Here is a 21,637-nt window from a genome sequence, read left to right on the forward strand (position 1 = left end):
CGGGGAGGATCTTTTTTGTCGTCATCACGCCAGCGTAAGCCCGCCCGCGCGCAACGGTTCCGCGCCTTGCAGGAAATAGCGGCGCGCGATCGCGTCGGACAAATGCGCGAGCTGGCGTTCGGCATCGTCGAGCAAGCGCACGTCGAGACGCGCGGCGCTCGCCGTCGACAGCAAGGCGCACAGCGCGCGGGCCTCCGCCTGTTGTTCTTCGGGCAGCCCGTCGTCGTTGAGCACCGGAAGTTCGGCGAGATGCTCGGCGATACGGTCGGCCTGATAAGCGAGGCTGCGCGGATTGCCCGGATCAAGCGCGACGAGATCGACGACCGGCACGCGCGCGATCCCGGTCAGATAGCGCTGGCGATAGCCGATCTGGCTGTCGGCCAGATCGAGCAGCGTCGTAAGATCGTCGCTCGACGCCCCGGTCATGCCGAAGGTGCGGACCAACCGCGCCACCGCCAGTCCGCGTTCGACCCGGCGGCCGAGATCGTGGAACCGCCATGCCGCGGTCCGGCCCATATGCTCCGCCGCCAGGCCCGACAAAGCGGCATAGCGCCGTTGCAGCGAGCCGCAGCGATCGAGCATCGACCCCTTGGTCGGATGCGGCGCGTCGAGCAGGCGCACGACGTCGGCCGACAGCCGGTCGCGCGACACCTGGGCGATGGTCCGCGCCATGCGATTGATCGCCGGAATGTTGTTCCAGCCGTCGAGCGCGTCGAGCGCCGTCCTTGCAAGTTGGACGAGATCGGGGCGTTTGAGATGCGCCGGATGCGCCGCAGCGCCGGCGGCCACGACCAATCCCGCCATCCGCCCAACCGTATCGTGATCGAGCGCGGCGCCGGCATCGGCGTCGATCGAATTGCCGAGCATTGCACGGATGATCGCCAGCAACGCCTCGCCGCGTTCGAGATAGCGGCCGAGCCAATAGAAATTGTCTGCGACGCGGCTCGGCAACGTTCCGGGATTGCGCCGGATTTGGGTGCTGTCGGGCGCCGGCAGCAGCGAGGCGGGAGGCACCGGATCGGGGCTGTAGATCGCGACATCCGCCGACCAGATCCCCTCGCCCATCACTGCGGCGCGGATGTCGGGATGCTCACCGATCCGCGCGAAGCCTCCGGGCATCACCGTCCAGTCGCCGTCGACGCCGCGTGCCGCGAACACGCGCAAAGTGAAGGGCCGCGCGGCCAACTGATGATCGGCGACCACCGGCATGGTCGACAACCGGACCAGTTCCTTTCCGACATAATCCTGCGGCCGCCGCGCCATGTCGTCGAGCAGCGCCTGGCGCGCCTCGGCGGACAATTCGGACCCTTGCACGGCGCCATCGGGCAGGCCGAGCGGGTTCACGCCGAACGCCGGCGCGATCATCAAACTGTCGAGCCGCGCCTCCACCGTGGCGCGCGCGGCATCGTCACCGCACCACCAGGTGGCGATATTGGGCAGCTTCAATTTCGCGCCGATGATCCGTTCGGCCAGCGCAGGCAGGAAGGCCTGCAGCGCCGGTGCTTCGAGCACGCCTGCGCCGGGCGCGTTGGAGATCAGCACATTGTGCGCGGCGAAGGCGTCGATCAGGCCGGCGACCCCGATCGTCGAATGCGAATCGAACGCGAGCGGATCGAGCATGCGGGGGTCCGCGCGCTGCCACAGCGCGTCGACGCGCTTCAGCCCGGCGATCGTGCGGACGTAAAGCCGATCCTCGGCGACGGCGAGATCGGCGCCTTCGACCAGCAGGAAGCCCAGATATCGCGCGAGATGAGCCTGTTCGGCATAGCTGGCATTCCAGCGGCCGGGAGTGAGCAGGCCTATGCGCGGCTCCGCGCGCTTGCACAAAGCGGCAAGGCCGTCGCGGAACGCGGTAAAGAACGGCGCGTGGCGGAGGATGTTCAGCCGTCCCTGCAATCCTCCCAGGGTCCGAGACGTGGCTAGGCGGTTTTCGAGCGCATAGCCGGCACCAGCCGGCGCGCGCAGGTGATCGGCAAGCACGCGCCACTCGCCGTCGGGACCTCGCCCGAGATCGAACGCCGCGAACTGGAGCTGGTAGCCGCCGGGCAAGGTCAACCCGACCATCGGCCGCAGGAACAGCGGGCTGCCGTTGATCAGCGCGGCAGGAATGGCGCCGTCAGAGATCAAGGTCCCCTCGCCATAGATGTCGGCGAGCACGGCCTCGATCAGTCCGGCGCGCTGCGCGACGCCTTCGGCGATCCCGCACCACTCTTGTTCGGCGATCAGTAGTGGAACCGGCGACACCGGCCAGGGTCGCTCGTCGGGATCGCCGGCCACGCGAAAACCCGTGCCGATATCTTCGGCGTGGCGCTGCACGCGTTCCTGGGCATGCGCGAGGTCGTCGCCTGCCGCGACCGCGAGTTCCTCGAACGCAGCGGTCCAGGCATCAGCATCGCCGCTGGCCACGACATCGCCATCCCCGACCCGCTCGCGATAGTCCGCCAGCCAGCGCGCGGCATGCGCCGCGGCGTCGAATAGACCTTCGCTGAGTGCGTGACTGGCCAACCGGGCTCCCCTGGCGAACAGCTAACCACCACAAACCATGCTGCGTGGCAACATGGATTAGGGTTGGGCCTGCAATAAGCCCCCCCCCTTCAGGGGAGGGTTAGGGGTGGGGACGTGCCTCAAACCCTATGGCCTGCGTATGGGCCCCACCCCAACCCCTCCCCTGAAGGGGAGGGGCTTATTTGCTCAAAGATCCGGCAGCACCTGCCGCGCAATCCCCCACCCCGCCAGCTCCTTCGACGAGGCGCGCCTCAGCAACTCGTCCTGATCCCCGACATGCCAATTCGCCGGGGAGTCGAGGTCGCCCAGTTCCGCCCAGGTCACCGGCACCGCGACCGGCGCCTTGGCCCGCGCCCGCGCCGTATAGGGCATCACCGCGGTCGCGCCGCGCTGGTTGCGCAGCCAGTCGAGAAAGATCTTCCCCTTACGCTTCGCCTTGGACATGGTCGCGGTGAAGCGGTCGGGTTCGGCCTGGGCGAGCGCCACACAGAAGCGGTCGGCGAAGTCTTTGACCGCCGGCCATTCGGCCTGGGGAGTCAGCGGCACGACGACATGGACGCCCTTGCCTCCCGACACCATTGCGAAGCTGACCAGTCCGATCTCGGCAAGGTGCCCCTTGATCTCGACCGCCGCTTTCTTGACTTCGGCGAACCCGAGCCCCTCATCGGGATCGAGGTCGAACACGAGGCGATCGGGCTTTTCGACATCGGCGACCGACGATCCCCAGCCGTGAAACTCGATCGTTCCCATCTGCACGCATTGCAACAGCCCGTCGGCGTCATCGACATAAAGATAGGGTTCGACCGACCCGTCCTTCTCCTTGATGTCGACATGCTTGACGTGATCGCCGAACGAGCCGGCGTCATGTTTCTGAAAGAAGCAATGCTTCCCGCGTCCCTGGGGGCAGCGCACCAGGCTGATCGGACGGTTGGCGATCCATTGCAGCGCGACCGGCGCCATCGCCTCGTAGAATGCGGCGAGATCGCCTTTGGTCACCGTAGAATCGGGAAAGATCAGCCGGTCCGGGTGCGTGACCTTCACGCTCGACGCTTTGGGTTTGGGGGCCGGCTTGGCTTTTTCCTCGACCACCTCTTCGGCCTCCTTGTCGCCGCGCAGCCCCAGGAAGCTCGGGTGCCGCAGGACCTTGTCGGGCGTCGTCTCGGTATAGGCAATCTCCGCGACGAGCTTGGGTGTCACCCAATGCACGCGACGGGTGGCGGCGCGCGGCGCCTGCACCGTCGGAGTCTTGCGAGCGAGCCTGTCGAGCTTGGCACGCAGATCGTTCATCGTCTCGACTGAGAACCCTGTGCCGACCTTGCCGGCATAACGCAGTTCGCCATCTTCATGGACGCCGAGCAGCAGCGCCCGGAACCCACGCGACTTGTCACTTTCGGTCCAGCCGACGATGACGAACTCCTGGCGGAGCAGGCATTTGACCTTGAGCCAGGCCTGCGTGCGGCGGCCGGAATAGGGCGCGTCGGCGCGCTTGCAGACGATGCCTTCAAAGCCTTCGCGGCACATCGTCTCGAACAATTTCTCGCCCTCGCCGACGATATGCTCGGCGTATTGGAGGCGCGCATCGGCGCCCTCGAGCAGCGGCCGCAGGCGCTCCTTGCGCTGCACCTGGGGCAATTTGGCAAGGTCTTCGCCGTCGAGTTCGAGCAGATCGAACGCGAACAAGGTCATCTCGCCGTCGTTGGAAATCGCGTCCTTCAGGGTCGAGAAATCGGGGTGTCCGTCCTTGAACGCGACGATCTCGCCGTCGATCAGCGCCGATCCGACCGGCAGCTTGGCCGCCGCATCGGCGATGGCGTGGAACTTGTCGGTCCAGTCGAGGCCGTTGCGCGTATAGACCTTGGCCTGACCGCCGCCGATCGCGATCAGCGCGCGATAGCCGTCATATTTGACTTCGTGAATCCAGCCGGTGCCGGTGGGGACGGAGTCGACCAGCGTGCACAGCTGGGGGTCGCGGAATTTGGGCATTCCTCCCCGGAACGGGGAGGGGGACCGACGCGGAGCGGCGGTGGAGGGGCTTCTCCTCACTGGATTCGCCTGCGGCCCGGCCCTTCCACCATCGCTCCGCGATGGTCCCCCTCCCCCTGCGGGGGAGGAACGCAGCTTCTTCCAGCTCGCCAATTCCCTCGCCTTCGTCCCCTTGGCGATCTCGGCCATCGAGCGGCCGGTCTTCACGCTGGTGACGGCATTCTCGACCAGATCGTCAGAACCGCCGGCATAATCGTCCTCCAGCTTCCTCAGTAGCCAGTTGGTATTCCGTTCCTTTCCCCGCGGCTTTAGCCGGATCAGCAGCCATTCCCCCTTCATCCGCTGACCGTGCAGAATGAAGTGCAGATGGCCTTTCTCCAGATCTTTTGCGGACTTGCCGGGGATCGGTTCCCACCAGCCATCGTCCCACAGCATCACCGTGCCGCCGCCATATTCGCCTTCGGGGATCGTGCCCTCGAAATCGGCATAGCTGATCGGATGGTCCTCGGTCTGCACCGCCAGCCGCTTATCGTCGGGGTTGAGGCTGGGGCCGCGCGTCACCGCCCAGCTCTTCATCACGCCGTCGACCTCGAGCCGCAAATCCCAATGCAGCCGCGTCGCATCGTGCTTCTGGACCATGAAGCGATGGCCGGTCTCGCTCGCGCGCTCGCCTTTGGGCTCGGCCGTCTTCGAGAAGTCACGTTTGGCGTTATATTTGGCGAGAGGGTCGCGATCAGCCATGCCGCGTCCTTTCCGTCACCCCGGCGCAGGCCGGGGTTGCCGGCGGCTCCGTCCCGGCAAGAGCCGCCAGCGGTCCCGGCCTTCGCCGGGACGACGAGTGAGGCTCAAGCACGTTTCTTCGCCGGGGCGGCTCGCGCCGGGGTCTTCTTGCGCGCGGTCTTCTTGGTGGTGGTGACGCTCTCGTTCTGCGCCGGTTTGGCGCTCGGCTTCTCGATCGATTTCTTCAGTGCCGCCATCAGGTCGATGACGTTGGGCCCGGAACGACCGGTCCCTTCGTCATCCTTGTCCTCGATGATCTTGCGGCGCGACTTCTGCTTGGCCTTGCGCGCGATCAGGTCCTTCAGCGCATCGACATAATGGTCGTGGAACTTGGCGGGATCGAACTTGGACGACTTCTTGTCGATCAACGCGGTCGCGAGGTCGAGCAGATCGTCGTCGGGCTCGTCATCGGGGATGTCGCGGAAATAGCCCTGCGCGCGGTTGACCTCTCCGGCATAGCGCAGCGTCTCCAACACCATGCCGCGGCCGCAGGGTTTCAGGCTGACGACATATTCGCGCCCGCGCATCGCGAGCTGACCGATCCCGACCTTTTTCGACCGGCGCAGCGCCTCGCGCAGGACGATGAACGCCTCCTCGGCCAGGTCGTCGGCGGGCACGACGAAATAGGGCCGCTCGTAATAGAGGACGTCGATCTCATCCATGTCGACGAATTGCGTGAGCTCGAGCGTCTTTTTCGATTCGAGCTTCACCGCATCGATCTCGTCCTGGTCGAGCAGAACATATTCGCCCTTCTCATATTCGAAGCCTTTGACGATCTCGTCGGGATCCACCTCCCCGATGCCGGGCACGGTCTTCTCGTATTTGATCCGCTTGCCCGAAGGCTCGTGGATCTGGTGAAACGCGACTTGCGCGCCCGACTTGGTCGCGGTGTAGATCTCGACCGGGATCGACACGAGCGCGAGCCTGATCTGTCCCTGCCAATAGGCCCGTGCGGCCATGGTCACCTCCGTTGCGAAACCGATTCAATCGTCGAGCGACGGACTCGTTCCGTCGCCCGTCGCCCGGCGAAGCCCGGGGGTCCAGGCAAGAGGCGCGGAGTCGTTCCGCGAACCAAATCCTCCCCGCTTGCGGGGAGGATCGGCTAAAGGCCCGATCATGAGCACCGATCCCTTCCACCTTTTCGATAGCTGGTTCGCGGAAGCGCGGACGACCGAGCCCAACGATTCGAACGCGATGGCGCTTGCCACTGCCGACGCGGAGGGACGCCCATCGGTCCGCATGGTATTGCTCAAGGGCCATGGCCGCGACGGCTTCGTCTTCTACACCAATCGCGAGAGCCGCAAGGCGGGCGAGATGGCAGCCAATTCGCACGCCGCTCTGCTGTTCCACTGGAAGTCGCTGCGCCGGCAGATCCGGATCGAGGGCAGTCTGAGCCTCGCCAGTGACGCCGAGTCGGACGCTTATTTCGCCAGCCGAAGTCGTGATTCGCAGCTCGGCGCCTGGGCGTCGGATCAGTCGCGCCCGCTGGACAGCCGCGCCACGTTCGAGGCGCGGTTCGAGCAGGTCCAAGCACGATTCGCGGGGCAAGATGTGCCGCGCCCGCCGCATTGGGGTGGCTATCGCCTGACCCCGACCCATATCGAGTTCTGGCAGGATCGCGCGCATCGCCTGCACGAGCGCCGCGTGTTCGACCTTGCGGGCGACGGAACCTGGTCCGAAGGACTGCTCTACCCATGATGACCGAGAGCGAACGCCGCCGCATCATTCCCTTCGCGATCCGCGCCGCGCTGGCCAGCGTGGCGATGGCGCTGTTTCTGCTCGCGCTCAAGAGTTACGCGGCCTGGTCGACCGGGTCGGTCGCGATGCTCGGCAGCCTTGCGGACACCGGGCTCGACCTGTTGGCCAGCCTGGTCACGCTCTACGGCGTCAAGATCGCCGCCGAGCCCGCCGATCACGACCACCGCTTCGGTCACGGCAAGGCGGAGGCATTGGCCGCGTTGTTCCAGGTCGGGCTGATCACTTTGTCCGCCGCCGGCATCGCCTGGCGGGCGATCCTCAAGTTTGGCGACAATAGCCAGACCGGTGAAGCGGAGTTCGGGATCGGCGTGTCGATCGTCGCGATCCTCGCCACTTTCGCGCTGCTCGCCTATCAGCGGAGCATCATCCGCAAGACCGGATCGGTCGCGATCATGGCCGACAAGGTCCATTACCAGTCGGACCTGTTCCTCAACCTTTCGGTGATCGTCGCGATCGTGCTCGATCAATATGTCGGCCTGCGTGGTGCCGACCCGGTGTTCGGCATCATCATCGCGGCCTGGCTCGCTTGGGGCGCGTTTCAGGCATCGTCCAACGCGATCGACCAGTTGATGGACAAGGAATGGCCCGAGGATCTGCGCAAGCAATTCATCGAAGTCGCGGCACGGCAGGAAGGCTTGAAGGGCATCCACGATTTCCGCACGCGGCGATCGGGCAGCCACGAATTCGCGCAATTCCATATGGAAGTCGGCCGCGACCTGACCGTGGCGCAATCGCATGAGGTCGTCGAGCGCGTCGAGAACGCGCTGCATCGGGCCTTTCCCCGGGTCGAGGTGCTGATCCATGTCGATCCCGAAGGGCATGTCGACACCGACAACCCGCTGGTCGAAGCCGATGTGACGCCGCACTGGTTCGGCAAGCGTATCTAAGGGAGACAGGCTGTGAGGTTACCGATCGCGCAGATCGACGCATTCGCGCGTCATGCCTTTGAGGGCAATCCGGCGGCGGTGATGCCGCTCGATCACTGGCTCGACGACGACCTGCTGCAGAAGATCGCGGCCGAAAACAATCTGTCCGAGACCGCCTTCCTGGTCGCGTCCAACGATGGCAAGGAAGATGGGGGGGCCGATTTCGATCTGCGCTGGTTCACGCCGGCGGTCGAAGTGGTGATGTGCGGCCATGCGACGCTGGCGAGCGGACATTTTGTCCTGTCGTCCGACGCCGATCGGGAGCGCGTCCGCTTTCGCACGCGCAAGGCCGGAATGCTCGAGGTCGCGCGGGCCGGCGGCAGCTATGAACTGGCGCTGCCCGCCTGGGTGCCGTCCCCCAAGCCGTTGCCGGAGATCGTCGCTGGCCTCGGCATCGACAGCGCGGTCGAGACGTTGTGGCACGAGCATCGCTATGCGCTGATCGTGCTGGAAAGCGCCGATCAGGTGCGCGCGCTCACCCCCGATTTCCGTGCACTGGCGGCGGGCGGCGACCTGCTAACCATCGCTACTGCACCGGGTGACGAAACCGACATCATCAGCCGCGCCTTCGCGCCCGGCGGCGGAATCGACGAGGATCCGGTGACCGGATCGGCGCATGCGGTCGCGGTGCCCTATTGGGCGAAGCGGCTGGGACGCGATCGGTTCACGGCTTATCAGGCAAGCGCGCGCGGCGGGTATCTCGACTGCCGGCTGGAGGGCGATCGCGTGATCCTGGGCGGGAATTGCGTGACGGTGTTGGAGGGGACGTTTTTGCTCGATTGACCTCAAATCCTCCCCGGAACGGGGAGGGGGACCGCGCGCGATAGCGCGTGGTGGAGGGGGCCGGCTGTTTGCTAGCCCCTAGTCTGTTGCTCGTTGTCGCGGGCCCCCTCCACCATTCGCGTAGCGAGTGGTCCCCCTCCCCGTTCCGGGGCGGAATTTATAGCATACCAGCTTTCCGTAGCGTCCGCTCACCCCCCCGGCAAAACTGGCTATTTTCCATCGCTTCCGCTATAGTCCCGAGCGTGACCGACCATGCCATCCCGCACGATTTTCCGATCGGCATCCAACCCGCCGACATCGACTTCATGGGGCACGTCAACAATGCCTCCTATCTGAAGTGGGTGCAGGACGCTGTGCTCAGCCACTGGCAGAAGATCGCCCCGGCCGACGCCGTCGCCAGCCTGCTGTGGGTCGCGCTCAAGCATGAGATCACGTATCGCAAGCCCACCTTCCTCGACGACGAGGTGATCGCCACCGTCCTGCTCGAGAAGGTGCAGGGAGCGCGCGCTTTCTACCAGACGGTCATCCACCGCGGCGAGGAAGTGCTGGCCGAGGTCAAATCGAGCTGGTGCTGCATCGATGCCCAGACGCTGCGTCCGGCGCGATTGGCGTCGAGCGTGATCGAGCGGTTTTTCCCGAAGGGCGAATAGCAATATCGTAGCGAAAATCGGTGCCGCTCGATATCCATTGTCGATGGTCGACCTTAACAACGAACTCGAAAAGGCGCGCCGAGCGGTCCGTCGCGACTATGCCGGTTCACTCATGTCCTCGACCAAATGGCGAGAAACGCTGACAATCCTCGGTGCCATGGAACCGACGATCCGTCGGGTTGCGGTTAAGTTTGTCGACGCGAATGCTCCACAGCAGATGCAATTGCCTTGGCTGAGCACCCCGCATGATTTCGCCGATTCGCTTGAGGTGGGTCCGTTTCCGCTACTGTCGATCGAATGGATGGAGATTCCATCGCTTGTTCGATTTCCTAGACCGAATAATGTCCCCGCCGAAGACTATATTCAGGACGTGACAGCCATTCGCGCGGCATTGGAACGGCTAGGGAAAAAGCTCCCGCTGGAAAACACTCCAACCGGTCTGAAGATCATGGGTCACATTGCGGCGTATAATCAACCGACGGATAACTGACGGTTCTCACGCCGCGAGCGCCGCCTCCACCGCTTGCGTTTCCTCAATCCAGCCGCCGCCGAGCACGCGGTCGCCGGCATAGAGCACCGCCGCCTGCCCCGGCGCGACGCCATATTCGGGGCTGTCGAACGATACGCGATCACCGGCGAAATGCGCGGGCACCGGCTTGGCCAGGCTACGCACCTTGGCGGCAATCGGCCCGTTATAATCGCCACCCAGCCAATTCATTTCCGACAATCGCGCCGAGGCAACGCCGAGCGCGGCGCGCGGGCCGACGATGACGCGGCGCGTCGCCGGATCGAGCCTTATGACGTAGAGCGGCTCGGGGCTGCCGCCGATCTCGAGCCCTCGGCGCTGGCCGATGGTGAAGTGGATCAGGCCCTTATGCTCGCCGAGCTTGCGACCGGCCAGGTCGACGATGTCGCCGCCGGCTTCCGCCTCTGGCCGCAACTTCTTGACCAGGCTCGCATAATCGCCGTCGGGGACAAAGCAAATGTCCTGGCTGTCGGGCTTTGTGGCCACGCCCAGACCAAGTTCGGCCGCAAGCTCGCGGACACGCGGCTTCGGCATGCCTCCCAAGGGAAAGCGCAGGAAATCTAGCTGGTCCTGCGTCGTCGCGAACAGGAAATAGCTCTGGTCGCGCGCCGGATCGGCGGCACGGTGGAGTTCGGCGCCCCCCGCTCCTTCGACGCGGCGGACATAATGGCCGGTCGCGAGGCAGTCGGCGCCGAGGTCTCGCGCCAGCCGGAACAGGTCGGTGAACTTGGGCCCCATGTTGCAGCGAACGCAGGGGATCGGCGTCCGCCCGGCGACATATTCGTCGGCGAACTGGTCGATCACGGCATCGCGGAACGCGCTTTCATGATCATGGACATAATGCGCGATGCCGAGCCGGTCGCACACCGCACGCGCGTCGCGGATGTCGCGCCCGGCACAGCAACTGCCGGCGCGTCCCACCGCTTCGCCATGGTCGTAGAGCTGTAGCGTGATGCCGATCGTCTCCGCCCCCGATCGCGCGGCGAGCGCGGCCACGACCGACGAATCGACCCCGCCTGACATGGCGACGACGATGCGCTTTCCCGACAGATCGGGGCCCAGTTGGAAGTCGGCTTCGGTCATTGCTGTAGGGCGCTCAATAGGGATGCCGGCCCGCTTTGCCTAGGCGATCACCCGAATTCGCGAGGTTAAGCGGTCGCGAACACCGTCTTTACCGACCTTTAGGGCAAAATGGGTAGACCCTCGATTCTGTTGAACGCGGGCGAGTAAAAGCGTGGACCTGAGCTATCTGAGATTCGATCACGACGCGTCGGTTGCGGTGTTGCCACCCGACCTGGCCGTCCTGATGGTCGGCATCTCGGCACGCCAGGCGGCGAGCCCGACCGCGCTCATTCAGACTCGGCAATTTCCGCGAGTGATTGAATCCTCGGCCTTCTTCCCGGCCTCGGGCGCATTCGACGCGAACGTCGCCGCGCGGATCGCGGATTGGGGTCAAGAATGAAGGACGTGTTTACCTAGACGCTTCAATGGATGTTCAAGTCCGGCCGCTAACGGTCGTTTTAGCCAAAGTGAGTGGGGGCCCCCCGCCCCAATCGAGGTAGTGAATGATTGAGAACCAGAAAATACGCCCTGCAAAGGTGATCGGCCCCCTCGGGGAGCCGCTGACTCTCGAGACGCTACCCCCAGCGGATACGACGCGTTGGGTCGTGCGTCGCAAGGCAGAGGTCGTGGCTGCGGTCAATGGCGGTCTGCTGAGCGTCGACGAAGTGTGCGACCGGTACAATCTGACCGTCGAGGAATTCGCCGGCTGGCAGCGCGCGATCGATCGTTCGGGCATGCCCGGACTGCGCGTGACGCGCATCCAGCATTATAAGAGCCTTTACGAGCGTCAGCAGAAATATTGAGTATCGCGCGGAAAGACGGGGGCACCGTTTCCGCAAAAAGATGCGACCCTAAAGATCGAGACGCCCGCGCCGACAAAAACGGTAGCGGAACAAACCGGCTGATTGGAGCGTCGTAACCCGGAAGGATCCGGCCGTTCGTGGCCGGGAAAATCGGAGGGTTGCATGCTTGAATCCATCATCATCTGGCTCGTCGTCGGTGGTCTCGCGGGTTGGCTCGCCAGCCTTGTGGTCCGCGGCGGCGGGTCGGGTATTCTCGTCAATATCGTCGTCGGGATCGTCGGCGCCGTGATCGCCGGTTTGCTCTTCGGCGCCGGGATCAACGACGCGATCACGATCAATACGTTCGTCTATTCGGTGCTGGGCGCGATCATTCTGCTCGCCGTCCTTCACCTGATCAATCGCGGCCGGTTGGCGCGCTGATCGGACGTCATTAATTCAGGGGCCGCTTCCGACCGGAAGCGGCCCCTTTCGCTTATTTGAGCAGGAAGCGGACCGTGATCGTGACGGTGACGTCGCTCTCCCCGGGCATAACCTGGGTGTCCGCCGCCTTGGCCGCGGCCATGCGATAGACCGGCATCGGGGGCGGGGGTCCGGCAATTTCTCCACCTTCGGCGATCGTCAGGATGCGCGACACCGACAGGCCCGCCGCCTTGGCATAAAGCTGCGCGCGCGCCTGAGCGCGCTTGACCGCGTCGACACGCGCTTCGTCGAGCGCCGCGTCGGGCTGGTCGAGCGAGAGATTGGGTCCGTCGATCTGGTTGGCGCCCTGCGCTACCAACGCGTCGAGAATCGCGCCGGATTTGGCGATGTCGCGAAAGCGAATCGAGACATTGTTGGTCGCCTGATAGCCGGTGATGACAGGCGGCTTGTTGTCCTCGTAGCGATATTGCGGCTGCAACGAGACGTTGGCGGTCGCGATGTCGCGCGGCTGGATACCCGCGCGCTTGAGCGCCGACAGGACCGCGCTCATGCGATTGGCATTGTCCGACAGTGCCGCCGCGGCAGTCGGCGCCTGGGTGACGACCCCGGCGCGGATCGTCGCCAGATCGGGAACGCGCGTGGTCTTTCCGGTCGCGGTGATGTCGAGCAACGTCCCGTCGGGGATCATCGCCGGCGCGACGGGCATCGTCTGCGCGAGCGCGGGAGCAACCGCGATCGATGACAGGGTGATGACGACGGCAGTGGCAAGCAAACGCATATGTCCTCCAGACATGACGGATCATTCCGTCCTCGGCGCCCGTGCCACAAGACGGACTACACCAACCTGAACGAGGTCGCGGCCTTACGCGAACGCACTATACGCGACGGTTGACCACCAGCCTGTACAAAGCAAGCAGCACGATCGCACCGGCCGTCGCCGCCGCATAGTTCTGCCAGCCGCCGACCAACGTCCAGTTCATCGTCTGCGCGACAAAGCCGGCCAGCAATGCGCCGGCAATGCCGATCAGGATCGTGACGATGAACCCGCCGGGATCCTTGCCCGGCATCACGAACTTGCCAAGCACTCCGGCGACGAGGCCGATCAGCAGCCATCCTAGAATCGATCTTTCGGGCATCGAACTTCCCTCCTTACCGCCTCTTTGATGGGCGGTGCCGCATCGTCCGCCCAAAGCGCCCGCAAATGCAACCGTTTCCGACACGAAATAACGTTGCGGATTGCGATTCACGGCCGAAAAGGACATTATAAAGGTAGCGCACCGAGCCTCTTGAGGTCGGTGCTTTATTTCTATAATACAGTTCCAACGGAGGCCCTGATGGTGCCTCAATGACAGGGCACATGGGGAACGTGGCGGACATGAATTACGAGTCGAGCGGCATGTACGCGCTCACCGACGAAACCGCGGCGCCGCGCCGCCGTTGGCTGGTCCTGGCCGGGATCGGCGCGGTCATCGTCGTGCTGATCGTCGCTTTCTTCATGATGCGCCCCGCCGCCAAGCCCGCGGCCGGAACCGGCGGGACGACCGCCAGCGGCGCCCCCGCGGACCAGATGCCGACCGTATCGGTAGGCTCGCCCGGGCGTAACTCGGTCGATCGCATGGTGTCGGCGACGGGGTCGCTCGCCGCGCGAGTCGACATGCCGGTCGGCGTGGCCGGCGAGGGCGGCCGCGTAACGGCCGTGCTGGTACAGCCGGGCCAATGGGTCGGTGCCGGCCAGGTCCTGGCGACCGTCGACCGCTCGGTCCAGGTGCAGACCGCGAGCAGCCTCGCTGCCTCGATCGCGGTAGCCAAGTCGGATGCCGCCATCGCCCAGAGCGAATATAATCGCGCTCAGGCGCTGGTCGACCGCGGCTTCATCTCCAAGGCCGATCTCGAACGCAAGGGAGCGACGCTCGCGGCAGCCAATGCCAAGGTGAAGGTGGCGCAGGCGCAGCTCGCCGAGACCCAGGCGCGCAACGGGCGGCTCGACATCCGCGCTCCCGCTGCCGGCCTGGTGCTGGCGCGCATGGTCGAGCCCGGCCAGATCGTCAGTTCGGGCTCGGGCACGCTGTTCCGGATGGCCAAGGGTGGCGAGATGGAGCTCAGGGCCGAAGTGGCCGAAGGTGACATCAAGGGCATTTCGGTCGGCTCGCGGGCCGAGGTGACCCCAGTCGGCGGCAGCCAGTCGTTCGCCGGCCAGGTGTGGCAGCTGCCCCCGGTGATCGATCCGCAGTCGCGCCGCGGCATCGTCCGCATCGCGATCCCGTTCGACGCCACGTTGCGCCCCGGCGGCTTCGCCTCGGCGACGATCTATGGCGGCGCGAACACGTCGCCGATCCTGCCCAACTCGGCGATCCAGACCGACGCCAGCGGCAATTTCGTCTATATCCTGGGCAAGGACGACAAGGTCGAGCGCCGCGCGATCAAGACCGGCGAAGTCACCGATCGCGGCGTCGCGATCGTCCAGGGACTGACCGGCGACGAGCGCGTGGTATTGTCGGCGGGCGCGTTCCTGAGCCCCGGCCAGAAGGTCAAGCCACAGCTGCGCAAGCTTTGAGAAGGATGTTCGCATGAGCTTCCGCAACATATCCGCCTGGTCGATCCGCAACCCGGTCCCCAGCCTCGTCCTGTTCTTCATGCTGACCGTCGCCGGGTTGGTCAGCTTCGCGACGATGCAGGTCAACAACGACCCGGATATCGATTTCCCGGTCGTGATCGTGTCGGTCAGCCAGCCTGGCGCCGCGCCGACCGAACTCGAAAACCAGGTTACGCAGAAGGTCGAGGCCGCGGTCCGCAGCCTGTCTGGTATCGACGAGATCAACTCGAACGTGACCGAAGGCAATTCGGTCACCATCGTCCAGCTCGACATCGGTACGCCGATCGACCGCGCGGTCGAGGACGTGCGCAGCGCGCTGCAGCAAATTCGCGGCAACCTGCCTGACGGCATCCTCGAGCCCCAGGTCGAACGCGCCAACACCACCGGCAACGACCTCGCCAATTATGCCGCGATCTCGACCGACATGACGATCGAGCAGCTGAGCTGGTACATCGACAATACCGTCACCAAGGAATTGCAGTCGGTGTCGGGCATGGCGACCGTCGAACGCAATGGCGGTGTCAGCCGCGAGATCCGCGTCAAGCTCGATCCCGACAAGCTGCAATCGCTCGGCCTGACCGCCAGCCAGGTCAACGCCCAGCTGCGCCAGGTCAACATGAACGCCGCGGGCGGCCGCGCCGAGATTGCGGGCTCCGAACAGACGGTGCGCGTGCTCGGCAACGCCAAGGACGCTTATGCGCTTGGTCAGACGCAGATTTCGGTCGGTGGCGGCCGCATGGTGCGCCTGACCGATATCGCGACCGTGGTCGACCAATTCGCCGAACAGCGCTCGGCGTCGCAGCTCAACGGCGCGCAGGTCATCTCGTTCGACTTCCAACGCGCCAAGGGCGCATCGGACGTCACCGTTTTCCATGGCGCCGAGAAGAAGCTCGCCGACCTCGAAAAGAAGAACCCCAAGGTCAAGTTCAAGCTGATCTTCAACAACGTCCAATATGCCGAGATGCAATATCACTCGGCGATGGAAGCGATGTACGAAGGCGCGGGCCTGGCCGTGCTCGTCGTGTTCCTGTTCCTGCGCGACTGGCGGGCGACGGCGATCTCGGCGCTGGCCATCCCGCTATCGGCGATCCCCACCTTCTTCGTCATGCAGCAGCTGGGCTTCACGCTCAACCAGATGACCTTGCTCGCGTTGAGCCTGGTGGCAGGCGTGCTGGTCGACGACGCGATCGTCGAGATCGAGAACATCGTCCGGCACATGCGCATGGGCAAGACCGCCTATCAGGCAGCGATCGACGCCGCCGACGAGATCGGCCTCGCGGTGCTCGCCACCACCATGTCGATCGTCGCGGTGTTCCTGCCGGTCGGCCTGATGCCGGGCGTATCGGGTCAGTTCTTCAAGAATTTCGGCCTGACCGTCGTCGCCTCGGTGTTGATGTCGCTGGCCGTCGCGCGACTGCTGACGCCGATGATCGCGGCCTATTTCCTCAAGGCCAAGGGCCATGCCGCGCACGGCGAAGGCCGGATGATGAACTGGTATATGGCGGCGCTGCGCTGGACGCTGCGCCACCGCTGGTCGTCGATCGTGGCGGGGGCGGTCGCGCTGGCGCTGACTGTGGTCTTCTTCGCCATCCTGCCGCAATCGTTCCAGCCCGATCAGGATCAGGATGCGTCGACCGCGAGCATCGAAATGGTGCCGGGGACGACGCTCGCCCAGACTCAGGCGGTGGTCGACAAGGTAGCGGCCATCCTCAAGAAGCAGCCGCAGGTCGAAGACGTCTATTCGCGTGCCTTTGTCGGCAACGGCCGCGTGACCGCGATCTTCAAGAAGGACAAGGACCTCAAGAGCGTCCAGTTCGAGCGCCAGTTGGCGCCGACCCTGGCCGCGATTCCCGACGCGCGTGTCTCGTTCCGCTCCCAGCAAGGCTGGGGCTCGAGCGGCCGCGACATCACGATCGTGCTGGGCGGCGACGATCCGAAATTGCTGACCTCGACCGCGCAGACGATCGTGCAGCAGCTGTCGAAGCTGAAATCGGTCACCGCGCCGCGCATCCAGGGCGATTTGCAACAGCCCGAACTGGTGGTCAGCCCACGGTTCGACCTCGCCGCGAACCTAGGCGTGACGACCCAGGCGCTGTCGAGCGCGGTGCGCCTCGCCACCCTGGGCGATATCGACCAGAACAAGGCGAAATTCTCGCTCAGCGATCGCCAGGTTCCGATCACCGTCGCGCTCGAACAATCGGCCCGCGCGCGGATGTCGACGATCGAAAATATCCCGGTGTCGACGATCAACGGCGGTTCGGTGCCGCTGTCGACCGTCGCCGATATCGGCTTTGGTGCCAGCCCGTCGAAAATCGAACGCGTCCAGCTGCAGCGTCAGCTGACGATCGGCGCCGATCTGGGCCTCAACCCCAAGACCGGCAAGCCGTTGGTGTCGGGCCAGGCGTGGAAGGAAATCAACGCGCTGCCGATCATGCAGCACCTGCCCAATGGCGTGCAGCAGCTGACGCTCGGTCAGGCCAAGTGGCAGGCCGAGATGATCAACAACTTCCTGGTCGCGGTGGTGGCCGGCGTGTTCCTGGTGTTCGCGGTGCTGGTGCTGCTCTATCGCCGCGTCCTCCCGCCGTTCGTCAATATGGGCTCGCTGCTACTGGCACCGCTGGGCGGTCTGATCGCCTTGTGGATCGCCGGCCAGCCGATCTCGATGCCGGTCTATATCGGCCTGCTGATGCTGATCGGCATCGTCGCCAAGAACTCGATCCTGCTGATCGACTTCGCGCTCGAGGAGATGGCCAAGGGCGTGCCCAGCCTCGCCGCGATCGAGGATGCCGGTCACAAGCGCGCGCAGCCGATCGTGATGACCACGGTCGCAATGGTCGCGGGCATGGTGCCGACCGCGGTGTCGCTGTCGGGCGACGCCTCGTGGCGCGCGCCGATGGGCATCGTCGTGATCGGCGGCCTGATCCTGTCGACCGCCCTCACCTTGCTGATCGTGCCGGCCAGCTTCAGCCTGGCGATCGGAATCGAGGAATGGGCCGGACCGTGGCTGCGCCGCGTGTTGCTGACCTATCGTCCGGGCGACGATAGCCGGCCGATCCTCGCGCATCCCGATGCGCCCAAGCCGATCGGCTACGACCATGGCGAACAGGGGCCGCAGCCGGCCGAATAATAATGGCCGGGCGCATAAGGAGGGCTTGAACAATCCCGGCTTTCGGGGATTGTTTCGGGCATGAAGCTGGCGCGACTGTCCGTACCCGGCCCGACCGCCGCGCCCCCTGGCCTCCGGCGGATGCGGTTAGTCGCGACCGCTCTATTGGTGGCGATGGCCGCTTTGTACCTGATCGCGCGCGCGCTCGGCGATCGTCACCCCGCCTGGGGTTTCGTCCGCGCCTTTGCCGAGGCTGCGATGGTCGGCGGGCTGGCCGACTGGTTCGCGGTGACCGCGTTGTTTCGCCACCCGCTCGGCCTGCCAATTCCGCACACTGCGATCGTCCCCAGGAACAAGGATCGGATCGGCGACACGCTCGCGCAATTCCTGCGCGATAATTTCCTGATCCCACGCGTCGTCGCGCGGCGCATGCAGCGCGTGGACGTCGCCGGCGCCGCCGGACGCTGGCTGGCGAGCCCGAAGGGCGCGAGTGAAGGCCGGCTGAGGCGCGGCGCGTCGCGGCTCGCCGCCGACATGCTCGAATCGCTCGACCAGGAGCGGCTGGGCGGGATGGTGCGGGCGACCCTGGCGCAGCGGCTGCGCTCACTCGAAATCTCGCCGCTCCTGGGCAACGCACTCAGCGTCGCGATCGCCGACAACCGCCACGTTCCCCTACTCGACGGCATCATCAAATGGGCGGCCAAGGTGTTGTCGGCCAACGAACCGGTGATCCGCGCGATGGTGCATGAGCGCGCCGGATCGCTGATGCGCTGGACCGGGCTCGACGAGACGCTGGCCAACAAGATCATCGCCGGGCTCGACGGCATGATCCAGGACATGGCGTCGCAACCCGACCATCCGCTGCGCGCCAAGGCTGAGGAAGGCCTGGCGCAACTCGCGCACGACTTGCAGCACGATGAGACGATGCGCGCGCGAGTCGAGGGTTTCAAGGCGGAGATGCTCGACAATCCGGCGCTGTCGGACTGGTGGCAAGGCATTTGGGAGCAGATGCGCGGCGCCATGCTCAAGATCGCGCGCGATCCCGACGCGATGATGGCGGGGCGGTTCGGCGAGGCGCTGCACCAGCTCGGCACCACATTGCAGGAGGATGCCGAGCTCGCCAACACGATCAACCGGTTCGCCCGCCGCGCTGCGGTCGGCACCGCGGCCGATTATGGCGACGCGATCGTCCGATTGGTGTCGGAAACGGTACGCGGATGGGACGCGCAGACCATCACGCGACGGCTGGAAAATGCGGTCGGCCGCGACCTGCAATATATCCGCATCAACGGTACATTGGTCGGTGGCCTGGTCGGGCTCGTCATCCATGCGGTGGATGTGTTGTTGTAGAAGATTGTAGCTCCCCGCCCTGCCAAGGGAGGGAAACTACAGCGATGGCCTAAACCTTACCGCCAGCGCAGCACCTCCCAGCCTTTCTCCTGCGCCAGCGCCAGCAACGGCGCGTGCGGATTGACCGCGAAGGCCTCGTCCGCCCAGTCGAGCGTCGGCGCATCCGACACGTGATCCGAATAGAAACGGATATGAGCGTCGGCGCGCACGATCCCCTCGCGCTCCATCCATGCTTCGATCATCCGCAGCTTGGCGTCGCCGTAGCAATTCTCGCCGGCGATACGCGGCAGCAAACGGCCATGTTCGAGCGTAGATGGCGTCGCGATGACATCAGTGATGCCCAGCGCGGCGGCGATAGGACGGACGTAGAAATCATAGGAGGCGGTCGCCATCACCACGCGATAACCGGCCGCGCGATCGGCCGCGATGCGCGCGCGGGCATCGTCCCATACCTTCCCCGTCACGACATTGGCGGCGAAACGCCCGGCAACGCGATCGACCGCGACGCTCGCCGCCCCCCGCCCCATCACCAGCCGCTGCGTCATTTCCTTCAGCCGAGCACGATCGATGCGCTTGCCGAGATAGAGCGCGGCGGGCGCGGCACTCGCCGCCAACGCCGCGATCCGCCACGGCCGCCGCCTCGCCCAGGCGCGGAGGAACGCCATCCAAGTCGGCGACCGCGTGATCGTCTTGTCCATGTCGTAAATGGCGAGCCGCTGCATCGCGCCGCTCTAGCCGCGATTTCGGCAACCTGAAACGGTCCTATGCTTCGCTCCGCTGCAGGCCGGCAGCAACTGCGGGAAGCTCAAGAATCCTACCGGTTGCGATCGTTGCGCACCGCATAGGACAAGGTCGCGGTGCCGTTCGCGGGAACCATGGTCGTCCAGAAAGACGCGCCGTCCTTCCTACCCAGTCTGCTGCTCGATCGCGCCATCTTTTCATCGTCGTCGAGATGAATCTTGGCTTCATAGGTCACCGGCCAGGGTTGGTCGTTGGTGATGGTCAACGCGTATTTGGTGACGCGATCATCGGGGTGGCGGCGCGTTCCCACCACTTGCGCCGACACGCTCTGCGGCCGACCCATGCGGAACTCGACGATCTCGTCCACCGCCTTGTCGTCGATCGCCGATTCGCCGACCAGCAACATCTTTCCATCGACATCGCTGAACACCGCGGCCTTGCCCGCCGGCATCGCCGCGCCGAGGCCGTTGGCGGCGTTGTTCTTGCCGCGCAGCAGCAACGTCGTCTCGGCATCCTCGCCTATGACGTCGCTGACATAGATTGGCGCGAGCTTGACGCCCGACTTGCTCATCAGCCCGACCTGTTTCTGCGATTGCGAGGCGACAGTGACCCGGCTCGGAAAGCGATAGAGTTTGAGGTCGCCGAGTTCCTCCGCGGTTGCCATCTTCGCCTCCATCATACGCGCGGCGACGCGGCTACCAGTGACGACGATATCCATCGGCGGCGGGGCCGGGGCCGGTGGCGGCGGAGGGGGAGGCGGCGGCGCCTCGGGGGCGAAGCCTTCTCCATCATCCAGATCGTATTCCGGCAGTGGCCAGCATTGCAGCGGCAGATAGCTCGCCGAGGCGAAATTGCGCGGACCGTAATTGCTGTTCGCGGTGCGGTTGATCTTGCCCGCGACCACCTGGGTATCGGCATCGACGAAGCTGGTTACGTCGGTTGATGCCAAAGTGATCCACGCGAACAGATCGGCACTCCGCCCGTCCTTGCGCATCGCGATGACATAATCCGCCTGCCAGTCGAACCCGCCCGACAGATAGGACAAGGTCAGCGTCACCTGGCGCTGAGCCTTGCCAATCGTCTTCACCGACAGCGTCGGCTTGGCCGACAAGCCCTCGGGCACGCCGTCATAGACGATCGCTTCGGGCAGGCCCGAACAGCGCAGGTCGCCATAGACGCCGCCGAACTGGAGCACCGCCGCGCCATTGGCCGACGAGCGTAAGGTCGCTTGCAGCAGTTGCGCCTTGCCCGTCGCCGGATCGGTGCGGCGGACCAGGACGCGCCGGCCCAGCGCACGGTCGAACAGCGATCGCGGTGACAATAGGTTGGCATCGAGATTCTTCTCCTCGACACCATCGGGCAGCCCCGACACCAAGGCGCTTTCGGGCAAGATATTGCCCGCCACGCCTTCGAACCGGATAACCGCCGGGCCGGCGGGAATGGTAACCGTCCGCGTCTCGGTGATCAGCGCGAAACCCTGCGGATAGGACCGGTTGATCGCGCTTTGGGCGTCGCGATTGGGGTCGCGATAGAGCGTGACCGACACTTTGTCGGGGCCGGCGGACGTGACGATTGTCTGCGCGCGCGCCGGCATGGCGCCGGCCAGCACGAGCAGCAACAGCAAGGCGGCGCGCATCGCGCGGATCTCGCC

The 21,637-nt window shown here is 65.2% G+C and carries 19 protein-coding genes; 11 read left to right on the forward strand and 8 right to left on the reverse strand.

Going from position 1 to position 21,637, the window contains the following annotated elements; translation table 11 throughout:
- Positions 1–24: 24 nt before the first annotated feature.
- The 3 genes from SPR01S_RS08880 to ku form a co-directional block, all read right to left on the reverse strand.
- Positions 25–2,505: a circularly permuted type 2 ATP-grasp protein gene (locus SPR01S_RS08880; protein ID WP_066588225.1), complete on the reverse strand. Its 2,481-nt coding sequence runs from the start codon at positions 2,503–2,505 to the stop codon at positions 25–27.
- Positions 2,506–2,691: 186 nt separating this feature from the next.
- On the reverse strand, positions 2,692–5,229 hold the full coding sequence (gene ligD, locus SPR01S_RS08885) for a DNA ligase D (protein ID WP_066588228.1): 2,538 nt from the start codon (positions 5,227–5,229) through the stop codon (positions 2,692–2,694).
- A gap of 104 nt (positions 5,230–5,333) precedes the next feature.
- Positions 5,334–6,227, reverse strand: a complete 894-nt coding sequence (gene ku / locus SPR01S_RS08890; RefSeq protein ID WP_066588230.1) for a non-homologous end joining protein Ku — start codon at positions 6,225–6,227, stop codon at positions 5,334–5,336.
- A 157-nt stretch (positions 6,228–6,384) separates the two neighbouring features.
- On the opposite strand from ku, the gene pdxH reads away from it, so the two are divergent.
- From pdxH to SPR01S_RS08915, 5 genes are all read left to right on the forward strand, one after another.
- On the forward strand, positions 6,385–6,966 hold the full coding sequence (gene pdxH, locus SPR01S_RS08895; RefSeq protein WP_066588233.1) for a pyridoxamine 5'-phosphate oxidase: 582 nt from the start codon (positions 6,385–6,387) through the stop codon (positions 6,964–6,966).
- Positions 6,966–7,913, forward strand: a complete 948-nt coding sequence (locus SPR01S_RS08900) for a cation diffusion facilitator family transporter (RefSeq protein WP_066588378.1) — start codon at positions 6,966–6,968, stop codon at positions 7,911–7,913. Before pdxH ends, SPR01S_RS08900 begins: the two co-directional genes overlap by 1 nt.
- Before the next feature lie 12 nt (positions 7,914–7,925).
- Positions 7,926–8,735 carry a PhzF family phenazine biosynthesis protein gene (locus SPR01S_RS08905; RefSeq protein WP_066588236.1) on the forward strand — a complete coding sequence of 270 codons (810 nt, stop codon included), beginning with the start codon at positions 7,926–7,928 and terminating at the stop codon, positions 8,733–8,735.
- Between the two features lie 242 nt (positions 8,736–8,977).
- Positions 8,978–9,385 (forward strand): acyl-CoA thioesterase, encoded by a 408-nt coding sequence (locus tag SPR01S_RS08910; RefSeq protein WP_281178778.1) that lies wholly within the window; start codon positions 8,978–8,980, stop codon positions 9,383–9,385.
- A gap of 43 nt (positions 9,386–9,428) precedes the next feature.
- Positions 9,429–9,875 carry a DUF6678 family protein gene (locus SPR01S_RS08915; RefSeq protein ID WP_066588238.1) on the forward strand — a complete coding sequence of 149 codons (447 nt, stop codon included), beginning with the start codon at positions 9,429–9,431 and terminating at the stop codon, positions 9,873–9,875.
- A 6-nt stretch (positions 9,876–9,881) separates the two neighbouring features.
- Here SPR01S_RS08915 and mnmA read toward each other — a convergent pair whose 3' ends face one another.
- Positions 9,882–10,994 carry a tRNA 2-thiouridine(34) synthase MnmA gene (mnmA, locus tag SPR01S_RS08920; RefSeq protein WP_066588241.1) on the reverse strand — a complete coding sequence of 371 codons (1,113 nt, stop codon included), beginning with the start codon at positions 10,992–10,994 and terminating at the stop codon, positions 9,882–9,884.
- A gap of 151 nt (positions 10,995–11,145) precedes the next feature.
- On the opposite strand from mnmA, the gene SPR01S_RS08925 reads away from it, so the two are divergent.
- From SPR01S_RS08925 to SPR01S_RS08935, 3 genes are all read left to right on the forward strand, one after another.
- Positions 11,146–11,373 (forward strand): hypothetical protein, encoded by a 228-nt coding sequence (locus SPR01S_RS08925; protein ID WP_066588246.1) that lies wholly within the window; start codon positions 11,146–11,148, stop codon positions 11,371–11,373.
- 103 nt (positions 11,374–11,476) lie between these two features.
- Positions 11,477–11,776, forward strand: coding sequence for a CtrA inhibitor SciP (gene sciP, locus SPR01S_RS08930; RefSeq protein ID WP_066588249.1), 300 nt, complete (start codon positions 11,477–11,479; stop codon positions 11,774–11,776).
- Between the two features lie 162 nt (positions 11,777–11,938).
- The gene (locus SPR01S_RS08935) at positions 11,939–12,196 is read left to right on the forward strand and encodes a GlsB/YeaQ/YmgE family stress response membrane protein (protein ID WP_066588252.1); all 258 of its coding nucleotides are present in this window, start codon (positions 11,939–11,941) and stop codon (positions 12,194–12,196) included.
- Positions 12,197–12,248: 52 nt separating this feature from the next.
- Here the strand turns inward: SPR01S_RS08935 and SPR01S_RS08940 are convergent, their stop codons facing one another.
- Positions 12,249–12,974: an SIMPL domain-containing protein gene (locus SPR01S_RS08940; RefSeq protein WP_066588255.1), complete on the reverse strand. Its 726-nt coding sequence runs from the start codon at positions 12,972–12,974 to the stop codon at positions 12,249–12,251.
- A 97-nt stretch (positions 12,975–13,071) separates the two neighbouring features.
- Complete coding sequence (locus SPR01S_RS08945; protein WP_066588382.1) at positions 13,072–13,332, reverse strand: GlsB/YeaQ/YmgE family stress response membrane protein; 261 nt, start codon at positions 13,330–13,332, stop codon at positions 13,072–13,074.
- Between the two features lie 239 nt (positions 13,333–13,571).
- Between SPR01S_RS08945 and SPR01S_RS08950 the strand changes: the two genes are divergently transcribed.
- The 3 genes from SPR01S_RS08950 to SPR01S_RS08960 are packed head-to-tail and all read left to right on the forward strand — an operon-like array spanning position 13,572 to position 19,245.
- Positions 13,572–14,750, forward strand: coding sequence for an efflux RND transporter periplasmic adaptor subunit (locus SPR01S_RS08950; RefSeq protein ID WP_066588385.1), 1,179 nt, complete (start codon positions 13,572–13,574; stop codon positions 14,748–14,750).
- A gap of 13 nt (positions 14,751–14,763) precedes the next feature.
- The gene (locus SPR01S_RS08955; protein ID WP_066588257.1) at positions 14,764–17,916 is read left to right on the forward strand and encodes an efflux RND transporter permease subunit; all 3,153 of its coding nucleotides are present in this window, start codon (positions 14,764–14,766) and stop codon (positions 17,914–17,916) included.
- A 60-nt stretch (positions 17,917–17,976) separates the two neighbouring features.
- Entirely contained in the window at positions 17,977–19,245 is a 1,269-nt protein-coding gene (locus tag SPR01S_RS08960) for a DUF445 domain-containing protein (protein WP_066588259.1), read from the forward strand.
- A 56-nt stretch (positions 19,246–19,301) separates the two neighbouring features.
- Here the strand turns inward: SPR01S_RS08960 and SPR01S_RS08965 are convergent, their stop codons facing one another.
- Both SPR01S_RS08965 and SPR01S_RS08970 read right to left on the reverse strand, forming a co-directional pair.
- Entirely contained in the window at positions 19,302–19,967 is a 666-nt protein-coding gene (locus tag SPR01S_RS08965; protein WP_066588260.1) for an HAD family hydrolase, read from the reverse strand.
- A gap of 92 nt (positions 19,968–20,059) precedes the next feature.
- Complete coding sequence (locus SPR01S_RS08970; protein ID WP_066588267.1) at positions 20,060–21,622, reverse strand: DUF4139 domain-containing protein; 1,563 nt, start codon at positions 21,620–21,622, stop codon at positions 20,060–20,062.
- Between the last annotated feature and the right edge of the window lie 15 nt (positions 21,623–21,637).

Source organism: Sphingomonas pruni NBRC 15498, from assembly GCF_001598455.1.
In the GTDB taxonomy this organism is placed as follows: Bacteria; Pseudomonadota; Alphaproteobacteria; order Sphingomonadales; family Sphingomonadaceae; genus Sphingomonas; species Sphingomonas pruni.

Bases quoted from the DNA above. Each gene is read 5' to 3' on its own strand.
- ligD (WP_066588228.1), bottom strand. From the start codon at position 5,229: ATGGCTGATCGCGACCCTCTCGCCAAATATAACGCCAAACGTGACTTC.
- SPR01S_RS08945 (WP_066588382.1), bottom strand. From the start codon at position 13,332: ATGCCCGAAAGATCGATTCTAGGATGGCTGCTGATCGGCCTCGTCGCC.
- SPR01S_RS08935 (WP_066588252.1), top strand. From the start codon at position 11,939: ATGCTTGAATCCATCATCATCTGGCTCGTCGTCGGTGGTCTCGCGGGT.
- mnmA (WP_066588241.1), bottom strand. From the start codon at position 10,994: ATGACCGAAGCCGACTTCCAACTGGGCCCCGATCTGTCGGGAAAGCGC.
- SPR01S_RS08900 (WP_066588378.1), top strand. From the start codon at position 6,966: ATGACCGAGAGCGAACGCCGCCGCATCATTCCCTTCGCGATCCGCGCC.
- pdxH (WP_066588233.1), top strand. From the start codon at position 6,385: ATGAGCACCGATCCCTTCCACCTTTTCGATAGCTGGTTCGCGGAAGCG.
- ku (WP_066588230.1), bottom strand. From the start codon at position 6,227: ATGGCCGCACGGGCCTATTGGCAGGGACAGATCAGGCTCGCGCTCGTG.
- SPR01S_RS08950 (WP_066588385.1), top strand. From the start codon at position 13,572: ATGAATTACGAGTCGAGCGGCATGTACGCGCTCACCGACGAAACCGCG.
- SPR01S_RS08915 (WP_066588238.1), top strand. From the start codon at position 9,429: ATGGTCGACCTTAACAACGAACTCGAAAAGGCGCGCCGAGCGGTCCGT.
- SPR01S_RS08940 (WP_066588255.1), bottom strand. From the start codon at position 12,974: ATGCGTTTGCTTGCCACTGCCGTCGTCATCACCCTGTCATCGATCGCG.
- sciP (WP_066588249.1), top strand. From the start codon at position 11,477: ATGATTGAGAACCAGAAAATACGCCCTGCAAAGGTGATCGGCCCCCTC.
- SPR01S_RS08970 (WP_066588267.1), bottom strand. From the start codon at position 21,622: ATGCGCGCCGCCTTGCTGTTGCTGCTCGTGCTGGCCGGCGCCATGCCG.
- SPR01S_RS08955 (WP_066588257.1), top strand. From the start codon at position 14,764: ATGAGCTTCCGCAACATATCCGCCTGGTCGATCCGCAACCCGGTCCCC.
- SPR01S_RS08965 (WP_066588260.1), bottom strand. From the start codon at position 19,967: ATGCAGCGGCTCGCCATTTACGACATGGACAAGACGATCACGCGGTCG.
- SPR01S_RS08960 (WP_066588259.1), top strand. From the start codon at position 17,977: ATGAAGCTGGCGCGACTGTCCGTACCCGGCCCGACCGCCGCGCCCCCT.